A 15,579-nucleotide genomic window follows, 5' to 3' on the forward strand; every position below is an offset into this window, starting at 1 on the left:
TCATCCATCGTAGTCCTCGAAGCATCCGGTGGCTACGAGCGACCCGTAATGTCGGCTCTCTCCGAAGCTGGGCGGCTCGCGACATGTGTGAACCCTCGGCAGGCCCGCGAGTTTGCCCGCGCAACCGGGCGCTTGGCCAAGAGTGACCGCGTCGATGCGCTGGTCCTGGCCGAGATGGGACGCGCTCTACAGCTGGCTCCGGCGAGCCCGCGTTCTGCCGAACGGCAGCGCTTATCTGAACTTACCGCCTACCGGGCGGGCATCACCACCATGATCGTTGCGGAGAAAAACCGCTTGAGGACAGCGCAGGATCCATGGATTCGGCGTAACATCTCTCAGCACATCAAGACCCTGCAAGCCAGTCTCGCGAAAGCCGAGGCAGAGATGGAAGCCGTAATCCAAGAACAGTGCGATTTGCGCGAGCAAGCCGCGCGCCTACGCCAAGTCAAAGGGATCGGGCCCGTCGTCTCAGCAACCTTGATCGCGCAGCTCCCTGAACTTGGTCAGCTTGACCGCCGAAGGATCGCGGCTCTCGCCGGACTCGCACCACATGCGAATGACTCCGGACATCGACGCGGCAAACGCAGCATATGGGGTGGACGCGGCACGATCAGGCGCACCCTCTATCTGGCAGCACTCACCGCCAGCAGGTTCGACCCGAGGTTCAGGGCCTTCAAGGAGCGCCTGCTTGCGGCTGGAAAGGCCAAAAAGCCCGTCATCGTCGCTTGCGCGCGCAAGCTCCTGACCGTTCTCAACGCAATGATCAAAACTGGAAAGGCCTACCGAGACGCCATCGTTTGAAACACAGTTGCTACTCAGGAGTTGATGGAGTGGATGCCCCTCCCGTCCGTGCTGAGGCGTGGCACAGTGGCAGCAGCAGGATGAAATGCGGTGAAAAGGAGGAAGAACATGAACAACGTCACTATCATCGGCATTGATCTGGCGAAGCGCGTCTTCCACGCGCACGGAGCACACATAGACGGCAGCGTAGCGTTCAGAAAGCGATTGACCCGTGCTCAAATGCTTCCGTTTCTGTCCGCGCAGCCGCGTTGCATGGTCGATACGTGGGCATGCGCCAGCGCTCATGGATGGGGCCGCGCGATCCAGCAACTCGGCCACGACGTGCGGCTCATCCCTCCCAGCTACGTCAAGCCATATGTGAAGCGGCAGAAGAACGATACGGCGGACGCCGAGGCGATTGCCGAAGCTGGGTCTCGGCCGACAATGCGCTTCGTCGCGGTGAAGACTGAAGAACAGCAGGCGCGCTGCATGGTTTTCCGGACGCGCGATCTGCTCGTGCGCCAAAGGACGCAACTGATCAATGCCCTGCGCGGCCACCTCGCAGAACATGGTCTGGTTGTTCCGCAAGGTCCTGCTCACCTGAAGACCTCGGCCAAAGCACTGGACGCGACTGATGTCGCAATGCCGCAGCTGGTGCGCGATATCGGCCGGACCTATCTCGAACAAATCGAGCACCTGAACTCCAATATCGCCGGCCTCGAGAAAACGCTTCGTCGCGAAGCCCAATTCGGCGAAGAAACACGCCGCTTGCAGACGACGCCCGGCATTGGTCCTATCACAGCCATGGCGGTGGAGGCGTTCGCCCCGCCTATGCAGACCTTCAAGCGGGGGCGCGACTTTGCCGCCTGGCTTGGACTCGCGCCGGTCCAGCACTCGACTGGAGGCAAACAGCGGCTCGGGCGCACCTCGAAGATGGGTCAACGCGACATACGTAGGCTTCTCATAATCGGAGCCATGGCGGTGATACGATGGGCGTCGCGCCGCGGCGCGCGGCCTGGCTCGTGGCTCAGCCGTATGATGGAGCGCAAGCCGCTGATGTTGGTCGCTGTGGCCTTGGCAAACAAGATGGCCCGCGCGATCTGGGCCATGCAGACCAAGAAGGAGGACTATCGGGATCCCGACCTCGCAGCCGCTTGAGCAAACGCTCGGTCGCCGCGGGATCAGGAGAGGTGGGCATGTGAGGAGGTCGTGAACGCCAAGGGCAAATGATCGGACTGATCGGGACCAGGAAAAGCACCGAGGCTCCAAGAGCGAAAAGCTCACTGAGTTGATTTGCGCCTGTTCCGCGTATCTCCATGACGGCCCGCGGTAACCACATTGCCGCATCGACAGGCCTGACACATGACCGCACCCGATCACATGCTCAGCGGCACGAATTTACCCTTGCATGAACCGGGGCATCCACACATGGAGCCTCCGGCAAACCCGGCGCGGTTCAATGGGATGACCCACAAACCGACGCGAGGCCTTGAACTAGGCCCTTTCAAGGTGCGTCAGATCTTGCTGACGCGGTCTGGGGATCTCTGGATTGGCGGAGTTTTCTTTCGGCGCTTGAGCGAACGGTTCGTAACGAACGTCTGCAAAAGCGCCATCAAACCATGCTGGCTGCACGTCGCCATTGTTCCATTGATACAGGTAGCCAACCAGATTTTCGGATGTCTTGCAGAGGATGCGCATGATCGGTTCACCAGTCAGGCGGGGCTTCGTGTTCATAATGCGTTCCTCCAAAATGGACCTCGTAACTCTTTAACAATGAGGTCATAAAAAAAATCTGTTCGGCGGTGTTAATGGCGGCATTATGCAACCGCAAGGCGAATGGCCGCATATGGGCAAAAATCCACCGGCGAAGTGAAAGTGTTGTTTCAGATAGGTTCCTTAAGGTCCGGGCTGATCATGCGGCGATGCGGTGCGCGCCGCGATTTCTTCCAAGATCGCATCGATCTCGCCCCAGATGAGCGCTTCCACCTGACCGCGGATCAGGGCCCATTTACTCAAGACGTCGAGAGGGTCGTGTTCACGGAGGAGGACATCCAGGGTTGCCGTGTTTACAGCCAGCGATGTTCTAGCCTGCCACTGCGTGTTTCGAGTGCGTCGCTCCTCTGCAACTGGCGCGAAGACCGGTGACAGTTGCCAACCTTTGACTGCACGGCGCAGGGCGGCACGCACCACATGGGCAGGTTCGACACCACAAGCTTCCAGCGCTGCTTCCTGTCGTTCGAGTGCGTTGACCCTGATGTCGATCTTACGGGTCGGGATCAAAGTTCGCGCCGAGGCGGGAGCTCTCAGGCTGGTATGCGGGGCAGAGCTTTCCGCCGCGAATTGGTGAGGCGCCACGGCACCCTCCGGCACACGCTCTGACTCGTGCCGATCAGCGTCAACGTCAGCGGCTGGGGTGCCTGTCTTTGTTGCTGTGACCTGTTCCTCTTCTTCCTTCCCGGGAACCTCTCGGTCACCCCGTTGCAGGGTGGCGGCGTAGGCTGGGTCGGGCCTGGTGATGGTCGGGATCTTCTTGCGCAATCGACTGTCCTCACGCAGCAAGGATGTTATTGAGGATGTCCGTCGCCTCCTCGAGCGCCTCGATGACATGACGTACATGTGGACGCATCAGAGGGTTTGGGTCGGACTGCTTTTCCAGCGCCAAGGCGTGGAGAAGCCCCTTCTGGTCCATCTCCTTGTAAGTGTTCCGTCGCATCATGACGGTCTCAATCACCGGAAAACGGGTGAGCGCTTCTTCAATCAGGGCGGCGTCAGCACGGGTCGTTTTCGGGTCGACCATGTTAAGGACGACGTGGTGGCGCGGAAGGCTAGAGGGGTCGTCAACACGGGATTTCAGCTTCTCAAACCAATCAGCCGTCTGCGCGCCGACATCGAAATCAGACGTCGACAGCATGACGGGCGTCACGATGTGGTCCGCAAGCACCGCGATGCCGTCTGACCATTCGGCTCCGACTCCTGCGGTATCGATGAAGATGAAGTCTGCCGTGCCTGCCATGTAGACCTGATCGATCTGATCCTCGACACCCGCCACGGTTTCGACGGTGGCCGAGCAGAGAAGCGGCGAACTCAGACCACCGGCTTCCGCCCGAGCATGCCAGGCCCCGAGTACTCTCGTGCTGTCCGTGTCGATCAACATCACTCTGCGTCCGGCGGCGATCGCGGCGCTGATCAAGGCGCGCGAAAGCGTCGTTTTTCCACTGCCCCCTTTCCGGGCCATCGTTGCGATCACCACAAGATTTTCGTTCGGCATTCTGATCCTCCGCAAAAATAGTGAAACGCAACGATAATGCTAAAGTGTCGCTAAACGCATGAGGCGGAGGGGTCAAGCAGAAGTCGGGATGCGTTTGGCATGCAGCGGGCGGCGTTGTGCGATGACCGTGCGACGTCTGCCGTGGCGCCTTCAGCATTCGTCGCGGGGCACCAGACACCCTCCAAATGTCGGGATGCGCTTGGCGATGTGCTGCGGACGGAATGCAGGTGACGGATAGCGCGCTCCAGTCGACCGGAGGCAGTCTCGCGTATGTCGTTCTGCGGGTGACGCGAGACGGTTAGCATGCGGCAAAACCCGTCTTGCGGGGTGCAAAAGACGGGGCGCAAAAGACGCGATGCGCGATGCGGAGGCCGCATCGCGTGGTGCAATGAGCGCGAAGCGCGATCCATTTGACAAGGGACGGGAAATCGCCCCTGAAGGGCGATTTTCTACATTGAGTACAAGCCCTTATGGCCGACTCCACTTGCGTTGGGAGTCGGCGGGCTTGTACGAAGTTGGCAAGAAATAGGAACGTTAACTTCAAAATGCCCCGTCGTCGTAGACTGTCAGAGATCGAGCGATCGACCATCGCCCAGGACCGCCGGAACGGCGTCTCCGCGGCGTCGTTGGCAGCCCACTACGATGTCAGCCTGAAGACGATCTACAACGTGGTGAACCACTGGGGTGAGCGTCAGACAGCGAACGGCAGCCGATCGCGGGTTGTGGGGATCCGAGTCTCGGACGACGACCTGCGCCGGTTCGACGCGGCGCTGTCGCGGCGCGGGATTGCGCACCGCTCGGATGCAATGCGCCGCCTGATGCTGGCGGCCGAAGGTGTCTTCCTGCCCGACGACGAGATGTGCGACGAGCTGCGCAGCCTCGGCGCCGCGCTCAACCGGGTCGGCAACAACGTGAACCAGATCGCGCGACGTCTGAACGAGGCCAAGGTGCGGGGCGAGAGACTGTCCTACCCGGCCTCAAGTCACCGTGACGTCCGCGCCCTTGCGGGTCTGGTCTTCGATCTGGCCGACCGGGTCCAGGAGATGTCGCGTGCGCGGCGCAGCGTGCTGGACCTTGAGATCAGCTCTACCCTGGCGGGCCTCGCCGAGAGGGATGAGAATGGCGCGGAGTGACCGGGTCCGTGGCATCGACCCGGCGCTATTTGACCGCGGCTGGAGCCGAGTTTCGGGATCCTGGCAGGGGCTTTCCAAGGGCGCGCAGATGGTTCGGGCCGCGCGCGGCTATTCGCCAGCGATCTTCAAGGCTATCTCGAAAGGGGGCTGCCACACCGGGGCGCAGCTACGGGCGCAGCTCACATATCTCACGACAAAGTCGACCCATATCCTCGACAGTCGCGGCACCCATGACGGGAAGAAGCAGCTCTCGGAAGCCGAGATCAACCGAGTGGCGCGGCGGTTCGAGAACCAGTGGAACGAGCGCTACAGCCCCAAGCTTGGCCATACGTCGCATCTGCTGATGGCATTCCCGGTTGGGACCAGAGGTGAGGAAGTGCGCGATATCACCCAGGCGGTCTGCGAGAGGTTCTTTCAAGGTGAGGGGTCGCAATTCGACTATATTGCTGCAATACACCAAGATCGCGCGCATCCACATGCGCATATCGTTCTGAACCGCCGCAGCAAGGATGGCGAAATGTTCTTTCTCGGGAAGGATCATCACTTCAACTACGACGCCTTTCGCGAGGCGATGGTCGAGGCGGCCCAAGTTCATGGGATCCGCCTTGAGGCGACGCGTCGTCTGGATCGCGGCGTCACGACCTACCGCGCCGAGATCGATGAAATCTACAAGGCTCGCGACGAGGGCCGTCCCCCTGTCGAGCGCCAGAGAACCGGCGCTGACCTGGCGGCCGCTCTGGAAACCGTCCGGCACAACGCGTTGATCTACCGCGGGCTCGCGGCGGAGGCGTCACGTTCGAATTTCGACGACGTGGCCGAGGCGCTCGAGAGGGCCAGCACCATCCTTGCCAATGGCGGTCAGATTCAATCTGACGGAGCCATCTACATGTCCCAAGTTGAGCCAGCGTTCGACACGCTGATCACCGAGTTTTCTCAGAACATTCGCCAGATCGAGGCGGCGATTGACAGGGCGCCGGCGGCCGAGAGGCCGGTGATCGAGCGCAAGCTGACCGACGTGCTGGCCTCGGTCGCGCATTTGAACCCGCTCGGGGATCGCTCCGGCGCCCTGGTCGATGCCCCGTCCCGGGACGGCATCTATGCAAGACCGAACTTAAGTGAAGATCACCTCGCGCGTCTTGACGATGGAGAGGTGGCACCAAAGCTGGCCGAGGCGTTGCAAGGCACGGGCATCGATGCCGAGGCTGTGGCTGCGCGCCTGCGGGAAGGGGCAGGCAATGCCGCGCTGGAACGCCAGTGGCTGGCACAGGATCTGCAGGCGATTGCCAAAGAGGGTGACCTCGATCTTGAGAAACCTCAGGACCGGGAAGAAGCGCTCGACCGGCTGGAAGCCGTGCATCTTCGGTTGGGCGATGTTCTGATCGATGTACGCGTCCTGCGCGCGCCAACCGAGGTCGACGAGGTGGATGACGCTGAGGCAGTGCTCGGCGAGCGGCTGACGACACCTGGGAGTGATCTTGCGCAAGACGGGTCCGACATTTTTGCCCCATCGGAGCGGCAGGCGTTCAGGGCGCTGGTGGCGCAGTTCCGCCGGACGGATTTCGATCATCCTTTCTCCGACGACCCCTCGGTGTGGCGGGCGGGCGCCGTGGAGGTTGAAGAGGCGCGCGCCGCGTTCGACGCCTACGCGCAGAAATCGCCGCAACATGCCGAATTGGCCTCGATGGCCTGGGACCAGAGGACTGACAGTCGAAAGCCGCCGCAATACGCGGTATCGGAGCAGGACCGCACGCTTCATGCCGGCGACATGGACCTCGCCTTACGGGATCCCTCGGATCATCTCGGTCCGATCACCGAAGAGCTCCGCACCCTCGCCCGCTATCGCACGGAGATGCCGGATGACGAATTCGGGCGGGCCGTCCAGGACGAGATCAACCACCTTCGTTCGCTCGGTGCGTCGCGTGCCTATATCAGCGAGCGCAGTTTCGAGATTGAGGACCAAGCGCGACAAGACTACGCCGAGCGCCGGTATCTGGAAGAGACAGCGCCAACCGTCATGGCCTTTGTGCGAAACGCCGACGTCGGGACCCCGGTCTCCGATGCAGAGCAGCAGGACATCGTCCGGCAGATAAACGAGCGACTAAGCCCCGACGCAATCGACGGGCTCCGGGCCGGCAACGCAGAAGTCCTGGACAAGTTCACCGAGGATCCGCTTCGGCAGCTGGAGCTCGCCAAGACCTATCTCCAAAGCAGCGAGGTCACTGCGCATGGCCCGGCGATGGAGCGCGTTCTCGATGCATTGGCGGAAGAACAGATCGAGGCGCAGCGCGCACGCCACGCTGCGTCAGATGGCGAGAAGGGGATCACCCATGGATAAAACCAAGATCGCCCTCGGTGTGCTGAGCCTCGTGCTGGTCGGTCTCGCCATGGGTTATGTCGTGGCGACTGGGTTTGTCATGTTCCGCTATGGGCTTTCACCCACGCATTTCGACGTCACACTGCTTGCCCGCGAATATCGGAGTCTGTCTCAGTCTGCGCCGAAGGACTTCCTTTGGGTGAACCTCATCCTTGGCGGCTTCGGCCTGGCATCGCTGATGCTGAGCGTCACGCTTCTGGGGGATGCATTGACCCGCTTCGGGACGACGCATTGGCAGACCCGTGGCGAGATGAAGAAGAACGGTTTCTTTGCCAAGCCCGGCGGTGGCTTCCTTCTGGGCAAGCTCGGCTCCCCGAAATCCAGGCGCCCGTTCCTTGTCTCAAAAACCTTCCCCCACGCGCTGATTGTGGCGCCTACAGGCCGGGGCAAGGGCGTGGGGTTCGTGATCCCGAACCTGCTGACCTACAAGGGCTCCGCCGTGGTGCTCGACGTGAAAGGCGAGAACTTCCGCGAGACCTCGCGCTTCCGCGCCAGCATGGGGGACAAGGTCTTCCGCTTCGCGCCGACCGACTGGGACCGACCGACGCATCGCTACAACCCGCTCGCGCGCATCGCGGCCATGACCAACCCCGACCGACAGCAAATGGAGCTGAAACTCACCGCCAAACTTTTCCTGCAGACCGACAACGAAAAGCTGAGCGGGCTTTTGGCCGGGGGTATCGACCTCTTCGTGGCGGCCGGACTTCTGGCCTTCGAGCGCGGCGTGCCGACCATCGGCGAGGTCTATCGCATCACAGCCTCGGGGGGCGACAAGCAGAAAGAATATTTGAAGCGTTCGCAGGAGGTGAAGAACAGGTCGGCCAGGTTGATCTTCGAGCGCATGGCATCGACCAACAACGACACCCTCACTTCCTACCTCTCCCTCCTGATGACATCGGGTCTCGATACCTGGGACAACCGCGCGATCGACGCGGCCACCGCGACCTCTGACTTCTCATTCCGGGATATCCGCCGCCGCCCACATGCGATCTATCTTGTGGTTGAATCCGAGATGATCCGACCGCTGGCTCCGCTGATCCGTCTCTTCTTTTCGGACCTGATTGCCTCGTTGCAAGCACAGGAACCCGCTGATGACGAGCCTTGGCCGGTCATGATCATGCTCGACGAGTTCGACCGGCTCGGGAAGATGCCGATCGTCGCCGAGAGCATCAAGACACTGCGCTCCTTCGGCGGCAACCTCGCCATCGTGACCCAGACGATCCCCGCGCTCGACGAGATCTATGGTGAGAACACGCGCCGGTCGCTCCAGGGCGGCGCGGGCGTGAAACTTTACCTCACCCCGTCCGAGCAAAAGACCATCGAGGAGCTGAGCCAAGCCGCGGGCAAGACCACGAAGCGGGTGGTGACCCGCTCTCGCGCCGTTGCGCGCAACCCCTTCGAAGGGCGCAGCATCTCGGAGCGCACCGAGGACACGCCGCTCCTGACCGAGGATGAGGCCCGCCGCATGGACCTCGACGAGGTCATCCTTGTGATCGACGCGCAGATGCCGATCCGGGCGCGACGGATCAAGTACTTCGAGGATCCGGCGCTCAAGGTGCTGCACGCGGGGCAGGGAGGCAGCTTCCCCTATCCGGACGAGGATCGCTTGCGGAGAGATCGGCAGATGTCGGAAACGCGGGAGACGGTGGAGAAGCTCAGGTTGGAGTTGCAGGAGGTTCGGGCGGCAAACACAGCACAAGGGGGCAGCCCGAGTGTCCCGGTGTCGTCAGGCGACAGGTCCAGGACCGAAGTGGTTGCCTCGGCACGCGCACGTGGTCGCGCGGCGCGCGCTGCCGCCAATGGTGGCGGCCAAGGCCAGTTGTCGCTCGATATCGAAGGGCTCGGGATCAAGAGCGCAGACCGGATGGCGTTGGCCTCGGCCGTTCAGACGACGCGAGCGATAATTGCCGAGCATGGGTGAGGTTTGCGACAGCAGAGGTTTGGATGCAGTGGGGCCGATGGCCGTACTCCGTGCGTCTGATCGGTAAGGCGTTTCGGTGTCCTCGTGCTTGGAGGCCGGCAGGCAGCAGATCTTGGCTTGTTCACTGTCCGCTTCCTCGGGAACGCTCGGCTACGATGAAGTGGCGTCGCTGTCCCGGAAATGTGCGAAGCGGGGCTGGCTGTTCGAGCGACGAATGACTGGTTCGGGCTGAAGGACTAAGCCGCTCCGCGGCAAAGGAGCCCGTGGCTGGCGTTGGTTCGTCATTTCACCGTTTTTCTATGTGGCCGGGCTTTCTGGGCTGACGATTGGGGTCTTCCCACCGTCAGACAGGAGGTTCCCATGGAGGAGAAGAACACCACCCCGCTGCGCCAGCGGATGATCGAGGACATGAACATCCGCGGGTTGTGCGAGAAGACCCAGAAGGCGCACACCCGGAATCTGAAGCATTTCGCATCATTTCTGGGGCGGCCGCCAGACACCGCCACGCCGGAAGATCTGCGGTCATATCAACTCAGGATGACCGTAGAGGGGGTGACCGCCAGCACCTTCAACGTGCGCATCATCTCGCTGCGGTTCTTCTTCGGGATCACATGTGGACGCGACGAGATGAAGCGCTTCATGCAGTTCCACCGCAATCCCCGGAAGTGGATGTGTCGCAAACTTTTTGGTTCACCTGCGGGGCTTGATCTGCCAGTCATGCCAGTCGGTTGGCAGGGGATATGCGGCGTGATCGAGTTCAAGGGTGCGCACTTTCCGAAGTCGGTGATCTTGCACGCGGTGTTCTTCTACCTGCGCTACGCCGTCTCCTATCGTGACTTGGAGGAGATCCTGGCCGAGCGCGGGGTTACGGTCGACCACGCTACCCTGAACCGCTGGGTCGTGAAGTTCGCTCCGCAGATAGCAGTGCGAGCCCAGGCGAAAAAGCAACCGACGGCCAGTTCGTGGCGGATGGATGAGACTTACATCAAGGTCAAAGGCCGTTGGACCTATCTCTACCGCGCTGTAGATCGCGATGGCCAAACCCTTGACTTCATGCTCTCCGAGCGGCGCGATCTGGCCGTCGCGCGGCGCTTCTTCAGGCGGGCGATCAGCGGAAATGGCGTGCCCGAGCGCGTCGTAATAGACAAGAGTGGTGCCAATCTGGCCGGGCTTCAGGCGGTGAATGCGATCCTGAAATTCACCGGCAGCGGACGAACGATCGAGGTCCGGCAGGTCAAATATTTGAACAACATCCTTGAACAGGACCACCGTTTCGTCAAACGGATCACAGGCCCGATGATGGGCTTCAAGGCTTTCCATTCGGCTGAAGCGACTATCGCTGGCATTGAGGCGGCTCACATGATCCGCAAGGGTCAAATCCCCGCCAATGGCGCCAACGCTTTCGAGACCTTCGCGGCGCTGGCAGCATAAGTGTGTCCGCCGGTCAGCCTGACTCGGCTAAATGCAAAGTTTGCGACACAACCGCCCCGCGAGATACCGACCGCGGCGGCGATATCGGCAAAAGAGGTCGCCTCGAATCCGCCCTCGTAAAAGAGGGTATCGGCCTTTGCGACGATCGGGGCGCTTGCGGCGATCGGGGCCGCTGCGAGCGCCCGGACCGGTGTCAGGACCGGATCGCTATCAAAGCCCCGCCAGACAGAGATATTTCATCTCGAGATATTCATCGATCCCGTGGCGCGATCCTTCGCGGCCGATGCCGGATTGCTTGACGCCCCCGAACGGTGCCGCCTCGCTGGCCAGCGCGCCGGTGTTGACGCCGACCATCCCGGCCTCGAGCTTCTCGGCAACACGGAAGACGCGCGCCAGATCGCGGCTGTAGAAATAGGCAGCCAAGCCAAACTCAGTTGCATTCGCCAGCGCGATGGCCTCGTCATCGCTTGAGAAGGAGATGATCGCGGCCAGTGGCGCAAAGGTCTCTTCGCGGGCAACGAGCGCATCGGGGCTGACGCCGGTGATGACGGTCGGTTGGAACCAAGTTCCGCCAAGCGCATGGGGGCCCCCGCCGGTGACCACTCTGGCGCCGCGATCAAGGGCGTCTTGCAGATGCCGGGTGACCTTCTCGACCGCGGCCCGGTCGATGAGTGGCCCCTGTTCGGTTGCCGGATCGCTGCCGACACCGACGACCAGCTTTTCGGCCGCCTGAGCCAGCCTGTAGGCGAATTTGTCGGCGACGCTCTCATGCACATAGATGCGGTTGGCGCAGACGCAGGTCTGCCCCGAGTTGCGGAACTTGGCCATCATCGCGCCCTGCACCGCGGCATCAAGATCGGCATCCTCGAAGACGATGAAGGGCGCGTTGCCGCCAAGTTCCAACGATAGGCGTTTGATGCCATCCGCGCTTTCCGCAATCAGCCAGCGGCCGACCTCGGTCGAGCCGGTGAAGCTGATCTTGGCGACCGTCGGATTTTTGCAGAAGAGGGTGCCGATCATCTGCGCCTTGCCGGTGACGACCTGAAAGACGCCCTTCGGAATGCCCGCGCGTTCGGCCAGGACCGCCAGCGCCAGCGCCGAGAGCGGCGTCTGCGAGGCGGGCTTGACGATGATCGGGCACCCGGCGGCCAGCGCCGGGCCGGCCTTGCGGGTGATCATCCCGTTCGGGAAATTCCAGGGCGTGACCGCCGCGCAGACCCCGATCGGTTGTTTCAGCACAATGAAGCGGCGGTCGGCGGCGGGGGCAGGAATGACCTCGCCATAAACGCGCTTGGCCTCTTCGCCGAACCATTCCAGATAGGCGGCATTGGACACGATTTCCGCCTTGGCCTCGCTCAGCGGCTTGCCCTGTTCGGCGGTCAGGATCTGCGCCAGATCATCGGCGTTCTCGATGATCAGATCATACCATCGCCGCAGCAACACAGCGCGTTGCCGGGCAGGACGCGCGGCCCAGTCCTCGCGTGCGGCCTCGGCCGCATCAATCGCGCGCTGGACCATCTCGCGGGACAGCGACGGAACCCGCCCGACAAGCGAGCCATCGGCGGGATTGGTGACGTCGATCCCCTGATCGTCCGCGCAAATCCAGGTCCCGTCGAGATAGGCATTGGCGGTGAGTAGGCTCTTGTCTCGCAGTGACAGCATGGTCGTTCTCTTTTCGTGTAGGGCGTGCACCGGGTCCTCCCGTCCTGCGGGACGGGGGCGCCATCGGCGACAGCGGGATGCGGTTGATCGGGGGGACACCGGAGGGCAAGGAGCGCCGGTGTCCGGGTCTGGTGCCGGCGCCGCGGCCGTGGCGGCGCCGGTCAGCGGTGCTTATTGGCCATCAAAGGACATGCGCGGCAGCGCCGCGGTCCGGCGCATGGTTTCCAGCGCGGCCGACCAGTCGTTGACGCCGAAACCCTCGGCCTTCGCGATGGCATAGATCTGAGAGGCCGCGGCCCCGACCGGTAGCGGGATACTCAGCCCCGCCGCATAGTTCAGGGCCAGATTCAGATCCTTGGCGGCCAGCGCCAGGCCGAATTCGGGCGAGATGTCGTGGTTCAGCACCTTGCGCTGATAGGCCCCCGACACGAAGCCCCGCCCCGCCGTCGTCCCGGCCAGCACATCGACCGTGCGTGCCACATCTAGCCCGGCCCCTTCGGCAAAGGCCAGAGTTTCGGCAGTCAGGATGTTGAGCGCCGTGGACATGAAGTTGTTGACGATCTTGGTGCGCGTGCCGGTGCCGTTCTCGCCGCAATGGATTGTCTGGCGCCCGACCGCGTCAAAGACCGCGTGCGCGCGCGCCACGTCGCTGGCGTCGCCACCGGCGAGGATCAGCAGATCCCCACGTTCGGCCACCTCGGAGGTGCCACCTACCGGCGCGTCGACCATGCGGATGTTCATCGCCGACAGGCCCCGCGCGATCTTGTCCGTCATGTCGGGGGCGATCGTGCTCATGTCGATGAACAGCGTGTCTTTCGCCAGGGCCGTGGCGACACCGCCCGCACCGAAGAGGGTCTCTTCCACGTCGGGGCCGTTGGGCAGCATCGTCACAACGAAGTCGCGGTTGGCGGCCGCCTCGGCGGCGCTTGCGGCGGCATGTCCGCCCAGAGCCACGATGCGCTCCACCGCGCTAGGGTTGATGTCATAGACCCAAACCGAATGCGATGCTTCGATCAGGTTTCGCGACATGGCGAAGCCCATGCGCCCAAGGCCAATGAAGCCGATTTGAGCCATTTTCTTACTCCGTTCTTGGATAGGTATGATGCTGAGGGGGAGTGTGGGTCTAGACGAAGGCGAGCGACAGCCAGGGGATGAAGGCGATGACGAGGCAGCACAGCAGAAGCGCCACGACATAGGGGATGGCGGCGCGTGTCACGCTGGCAAATCCGGCGCCCGAGGTCGCACTGGCGACGAACAGGTTGAGCCCGACCGGCGGTGTGATGAAGCCCACCGCAAGCGTCGAGACCACGATCACGCCGAAATGCACCGGATCAATCCCCAGCTGCCGCGCGATCGGCGCCAGCATCGGCGCGAAGATCAGGATGTTGGGCGCAGCCTCCATCACGCTGCCCGCAACAAGCAGCAGGGCCACGATCATGATCAGCACGACAGTCGGGTCGTCCGACCACCCGAGCATCCCGGAAACCACCGCATCGGGGATCCGCAGCATGGTCAGGTTCTGCGACAGCACCATCGCGACGGCGATGATCGGAACCACCAGCCCGCAGATCCGCGAACTGCTGACCAGCACGGCGGGCACGTCGCGCAGCTTCAGCTTGCGAGTGACGGCCACCGCGACGAATAGGCAATAGACCGCCGCGACCGCCCCGGCCTCGGTTGGGGTGAACATGCCCGAATAGATGCCGACCAGAATGATCGCGATGGCCCCCAGCGCATAGCGCGTCTCGATGGCCGAAGAGAGCACCCCCTTCACGCTGAACTGGGTCCGGTCCCCGAACTTGCGCTTGCGCGAGATGACATACGCCACCACACACATGACGCCCACCATTAGCAGCCCCGGGATGATGCCCGCGATGAACAGGTCGGTGACGCTCAGCCCGGTCGCAACGCCATAGAGGACGAAGGCCACGCTGGGCGGAATGATGATCCCGACCACGCCCCCTGCGGCCACAGTCGCGGCGGCGAAATTGCGGTCATAGGCTTGTTTGGACATCTCGGGCAGTACGACCTTGCCCACGGTCGCCACAGTCGCGGCGTTCGAGCCGCTGATCGCCGCAAAGATGCCCGAGGCGACGATGGTCGTCAGCGCCAGCCCGCCACGCACCCATCCCACCAGGCTTTGCGAAAACCGCATGATCTGGGCCGCGATCCCGCCGGCGGCGATCAGATCGCCGGTCACCACGAACAGCGGCAGCGCGAGCAGCGGGAACAGGTTGAGTGAATCGAACATCGTCAGGCTGACGTTGAGCAGAGGGAACTGGTCCGTGATCAGCGTCAGAAGAACGGCGCCCAGCCCGATAACGGTCAGGATCTCGACCCCGAGCAGCAGCAGCACCACGAGCGCGCCGAATACCAGTGTAGTGGATTCCATCTTGAGTTCCTCCCCTCCCGAAGGCTCAGTTTGCAGCCGCTGCGGCGGTCGTAAGCGCCAGAGCCCGCCCGTTTCGATAGTCAGAGATCGTCGCGATGGACCGCTGGATCGTGCGCAGGACCACAAGGCTCCAGCCCACCGGGACGGACAGCAGCGCAATCCAGAACGGCAGGTCGATCCCCACCATCATCTGTTCGAAGTCGATCGCATCGGCTAAGGGCTGGCGGATGAACACCACCACCACGCTGGCCAGCACGATCAGCAGGACATCCGACAGCAGCAACAGGACCAGCTGGATACTGCGCGGCATCATATCCCGCAGGAATGTCACCGCAAGATGTGCGCGATTTCGCGCCATGGCGGCCATCGACAGATAGCTCAGCCAGATGAAGGCGTAGATCGCCGTTTCATAGGCGAACAGCATCGATGACTTGAACACATACCGACCGACGACCTCCGCGAAGATGATCGCAATGATGTAGATGTAGAGGATCGCGCTGAAAGCGTCTTCGAGATACTGGTCCAACAGCCTGAGATAGTGCCGCAAATCTTGTTCCTCCCGTAAAGGCCTGCCACGCCGTGGCAGGCCGCCAGTGTTTGCTTCACATGCTGCTGTTG

13 protein-coding genes and 2 pseudogenes are annotated in these 15,579 nt (G+C 62.4%); 7 read left to right on the forward strand and 8 right to left on the reverse strand.

Annotation, left to right across the window (positions count from 1 at the left end; translation table 11 throughout):
- Positions 1 to 6 precede the first annotated feature (6 nt).
- Positions 7 to 801 (forward strand): IS110 family RNA-guided transposase, encoded by a 795-nt coding sequence (locus tag NT26_RS21625; RefSeq protein ID WP_244467757.1) that lies wholly within the window; start codon positions 7 to 9, stop codon positions 799 to 801.
- A gap of 108 nt (positions 802 to 909) precedes the next feature.
- The gene (locus NT26_RS21630; protein WP_052642810.1) at positions 910 to 1,938 is read left to right on the forward strand and encodes an IS110 family RNA-guided transposase; all 1,029 of its coding nucleotides are present in this window, start codon (positions 910 to 912) and stop codon (positions 1,936 to 1,938) included.
- A gap of 336 nt (positions 1,939 to 2,274) precedes the next feature.
- On the opposite strand, the gene NT26_RS21635 is transcribed toward NT26_RS21630, so the two are convergent.
- The 3 genes from NT26_RS21635 to NT26_RS21645 form a co-directional block, all read right to left on the reverse strand.
- Positions 2,275 to 2,514: a hypothetical protein gene (locus tag NT26_RS21635; protein WP_052642812.1), complete on the reverse strand. Its 240-nt coding sequence runs from the start codon at positions 2,512 to 2,514 to the stop codon at positions 2,275 to 2,277.
- A gap of 162 nt (positions 2,515 to 2,676) precedes the next feature.
- Positions 2,677 to 3,318, reverse strand: coding sequence for a hypothetical protein (locus tag NT26_RS21640; protein WP_052642973.1), 642 nt, complete (start codon positions 3,316 to 3,318; stop codon positions 2,677 to 2,679).
- A gap of 10 nt (positions 3,319 to 3,328) precedes the next feature.
- Entirely contained in the window at positions 3,329 to 4,048 is a 720-nt protein-coding gene (locus NT26_RS21645; RefSeq protein WP_052642814.1) for a ParA family protein, read from the reverse strand.
- A gap of 545 nt (positions 4,049 to 4,593) precedes the next feature.
- Here NT26_RS21645 and mobC point away from each other — a divergent pair.
- The 5 genes and pseudogenes from mobC (at position 4,594) to NT26_RS23215 (ending at position 10,907) form a co-directional block, all read left to right on the forward strand.
- Positions 4,594 to 5,181, forward strand: a complete 588-nt coding sequence (mobC, locus tag NT26_RS21650) for a plasmid mobilization relaxosome protein MobC (RefSeq protein WP_052642816.1) — start codon at positions 4,594 to 4,596, stop codon at positions 5,179 to 5,181.
- The gene (locus NT26_RS21655) at positions 5,168 to 7,516 is read left to right on the forward strand and encodes a relaxase/mobilization nuclease domain-containing protein (protein ID WP_052642818.1); all 2,349 of its coding nucleotides are present in this window, start codon (positions 5,168 to 5,170) and stop codon (positions 7,514 to 7,516) included. Before mobC ends, NT26_RS21655 begins: the two co-directional genes overlap by 14 nt.
- Positions 7,509 to 9,476 carry a type IV secretory system conjugative DNA transfer family protein gene (locus tag NT26_RS21660; RefSeq protein WP_052642820.1) on the forward strand — a complete coding sequence of 656 codons (1,968 nt, stop codon included), beginning with the start codon at positions 7,509 to 7,511 and terminating at the stop codon, positions 9,474 to 9,476. The genes NT26_RS21655 and NT26_RS21660 overlap by 8 nt, the downstream gene beginning before the upstream one ends.
- 396 nt (positions 9,477 to 9,872) lie before the next feature.
- Positions 9,873 to 10,088: pseudogene (locus NT26_RS23210) on the forward strand (phage integrase N-terminal SAM-like domain-containing protein); the annotation flags it as partial.
- Positions 10,089 to 10,223: 135 nt separating this feature from the next.
- Positions 10,224 to 10,907 carry an IS6 family transposase gene (locus NT26_RS23215; protein ID WP_052642976.1) on the forward strand — a complete coding sequence of 228 codons (684 nt, stop codon included), beginning with the start codon at positions 10,224 to 10,226 and terminating at the stop codon, positions 10,905 to 10,907.
- 35 nt (positions 10,908 to 10,942) lie between these two features.
- Here the strand turns inward: NT26_RS23215 and NT26_RS22570 are convergent.
- The 5 genes and pseudogenes from NT26_RS22570 to NT26_RS21685 form a co-directional block, all read right to left on the reverse strand.
- Positions 10,943 to 11,071: pseudogene (locus tag NT26_RS22570) on the reverse strand (TetR family transcriptional regulator); the annotation flags it as partial.
- Positions 11,072 to 11,117: 46 nt separating this feature from the next.
- Positions 11,118 to 12,569, reverse strand: a complete 1,452-nt coding sequence (locus tag NT26_RS21670) for an NAD-dependent succinate-semialdehyde dehydrogenase (RefSeq protein ID WP_052642822.1) — start codon at positions 12,567 to 12,569, stop codon at positions 11,118 to 11,120.
- 171 nt (positions 12,570 to 12,740) lie between these two features.
- A complete protein-coding gene (locus tag NT26_RS21675) occupies positions 12,741 to 13,643 on the reverse strand; it encodes an NAD(P)-binding domain-containing protein (protein ID WP_052642824.1) in 903 nt (300 codons plus the stop codon).
- Between the two features lie 49 nt (positions 13,644 to 13,692).
- The gene (locus NT26_RS21680; protein WP_052642826.1) at positions 13,693 to 14,961 is read right to left on the reverse strand and encodes a TRAP transporter large permease; all 1,269 of its coding nucleotides are present in this window, start codon (positions 14,959 to 14,961) and stop codon (positions 13,693 to 13,695) included.
- Between the two features lie 25 nt (positions 14,962 to 14,986).
- Entirely contained in the window at positions 14,987 to 15,508 is a 522-nt protein-coding gene (locus NT26_RS21685) for a TRAP transporter small permease (protein WP_052642828.1), read from the reverse strand.
- Positions 15,509 to 15,579: the final 71 nt, after the last annotated feature.

It is taken from the genome of Pseudorhizobium banfieldiae, from assembly GCF_000967425.1.
GTDB classification, from domain to species: domain Bacteria; phylum Pseudomonadota; class Alphaproteobacteria; order Rhizobiales; family Rhizobiaceae; genus Neorhizobium; species Neorhizobium banfieldiae.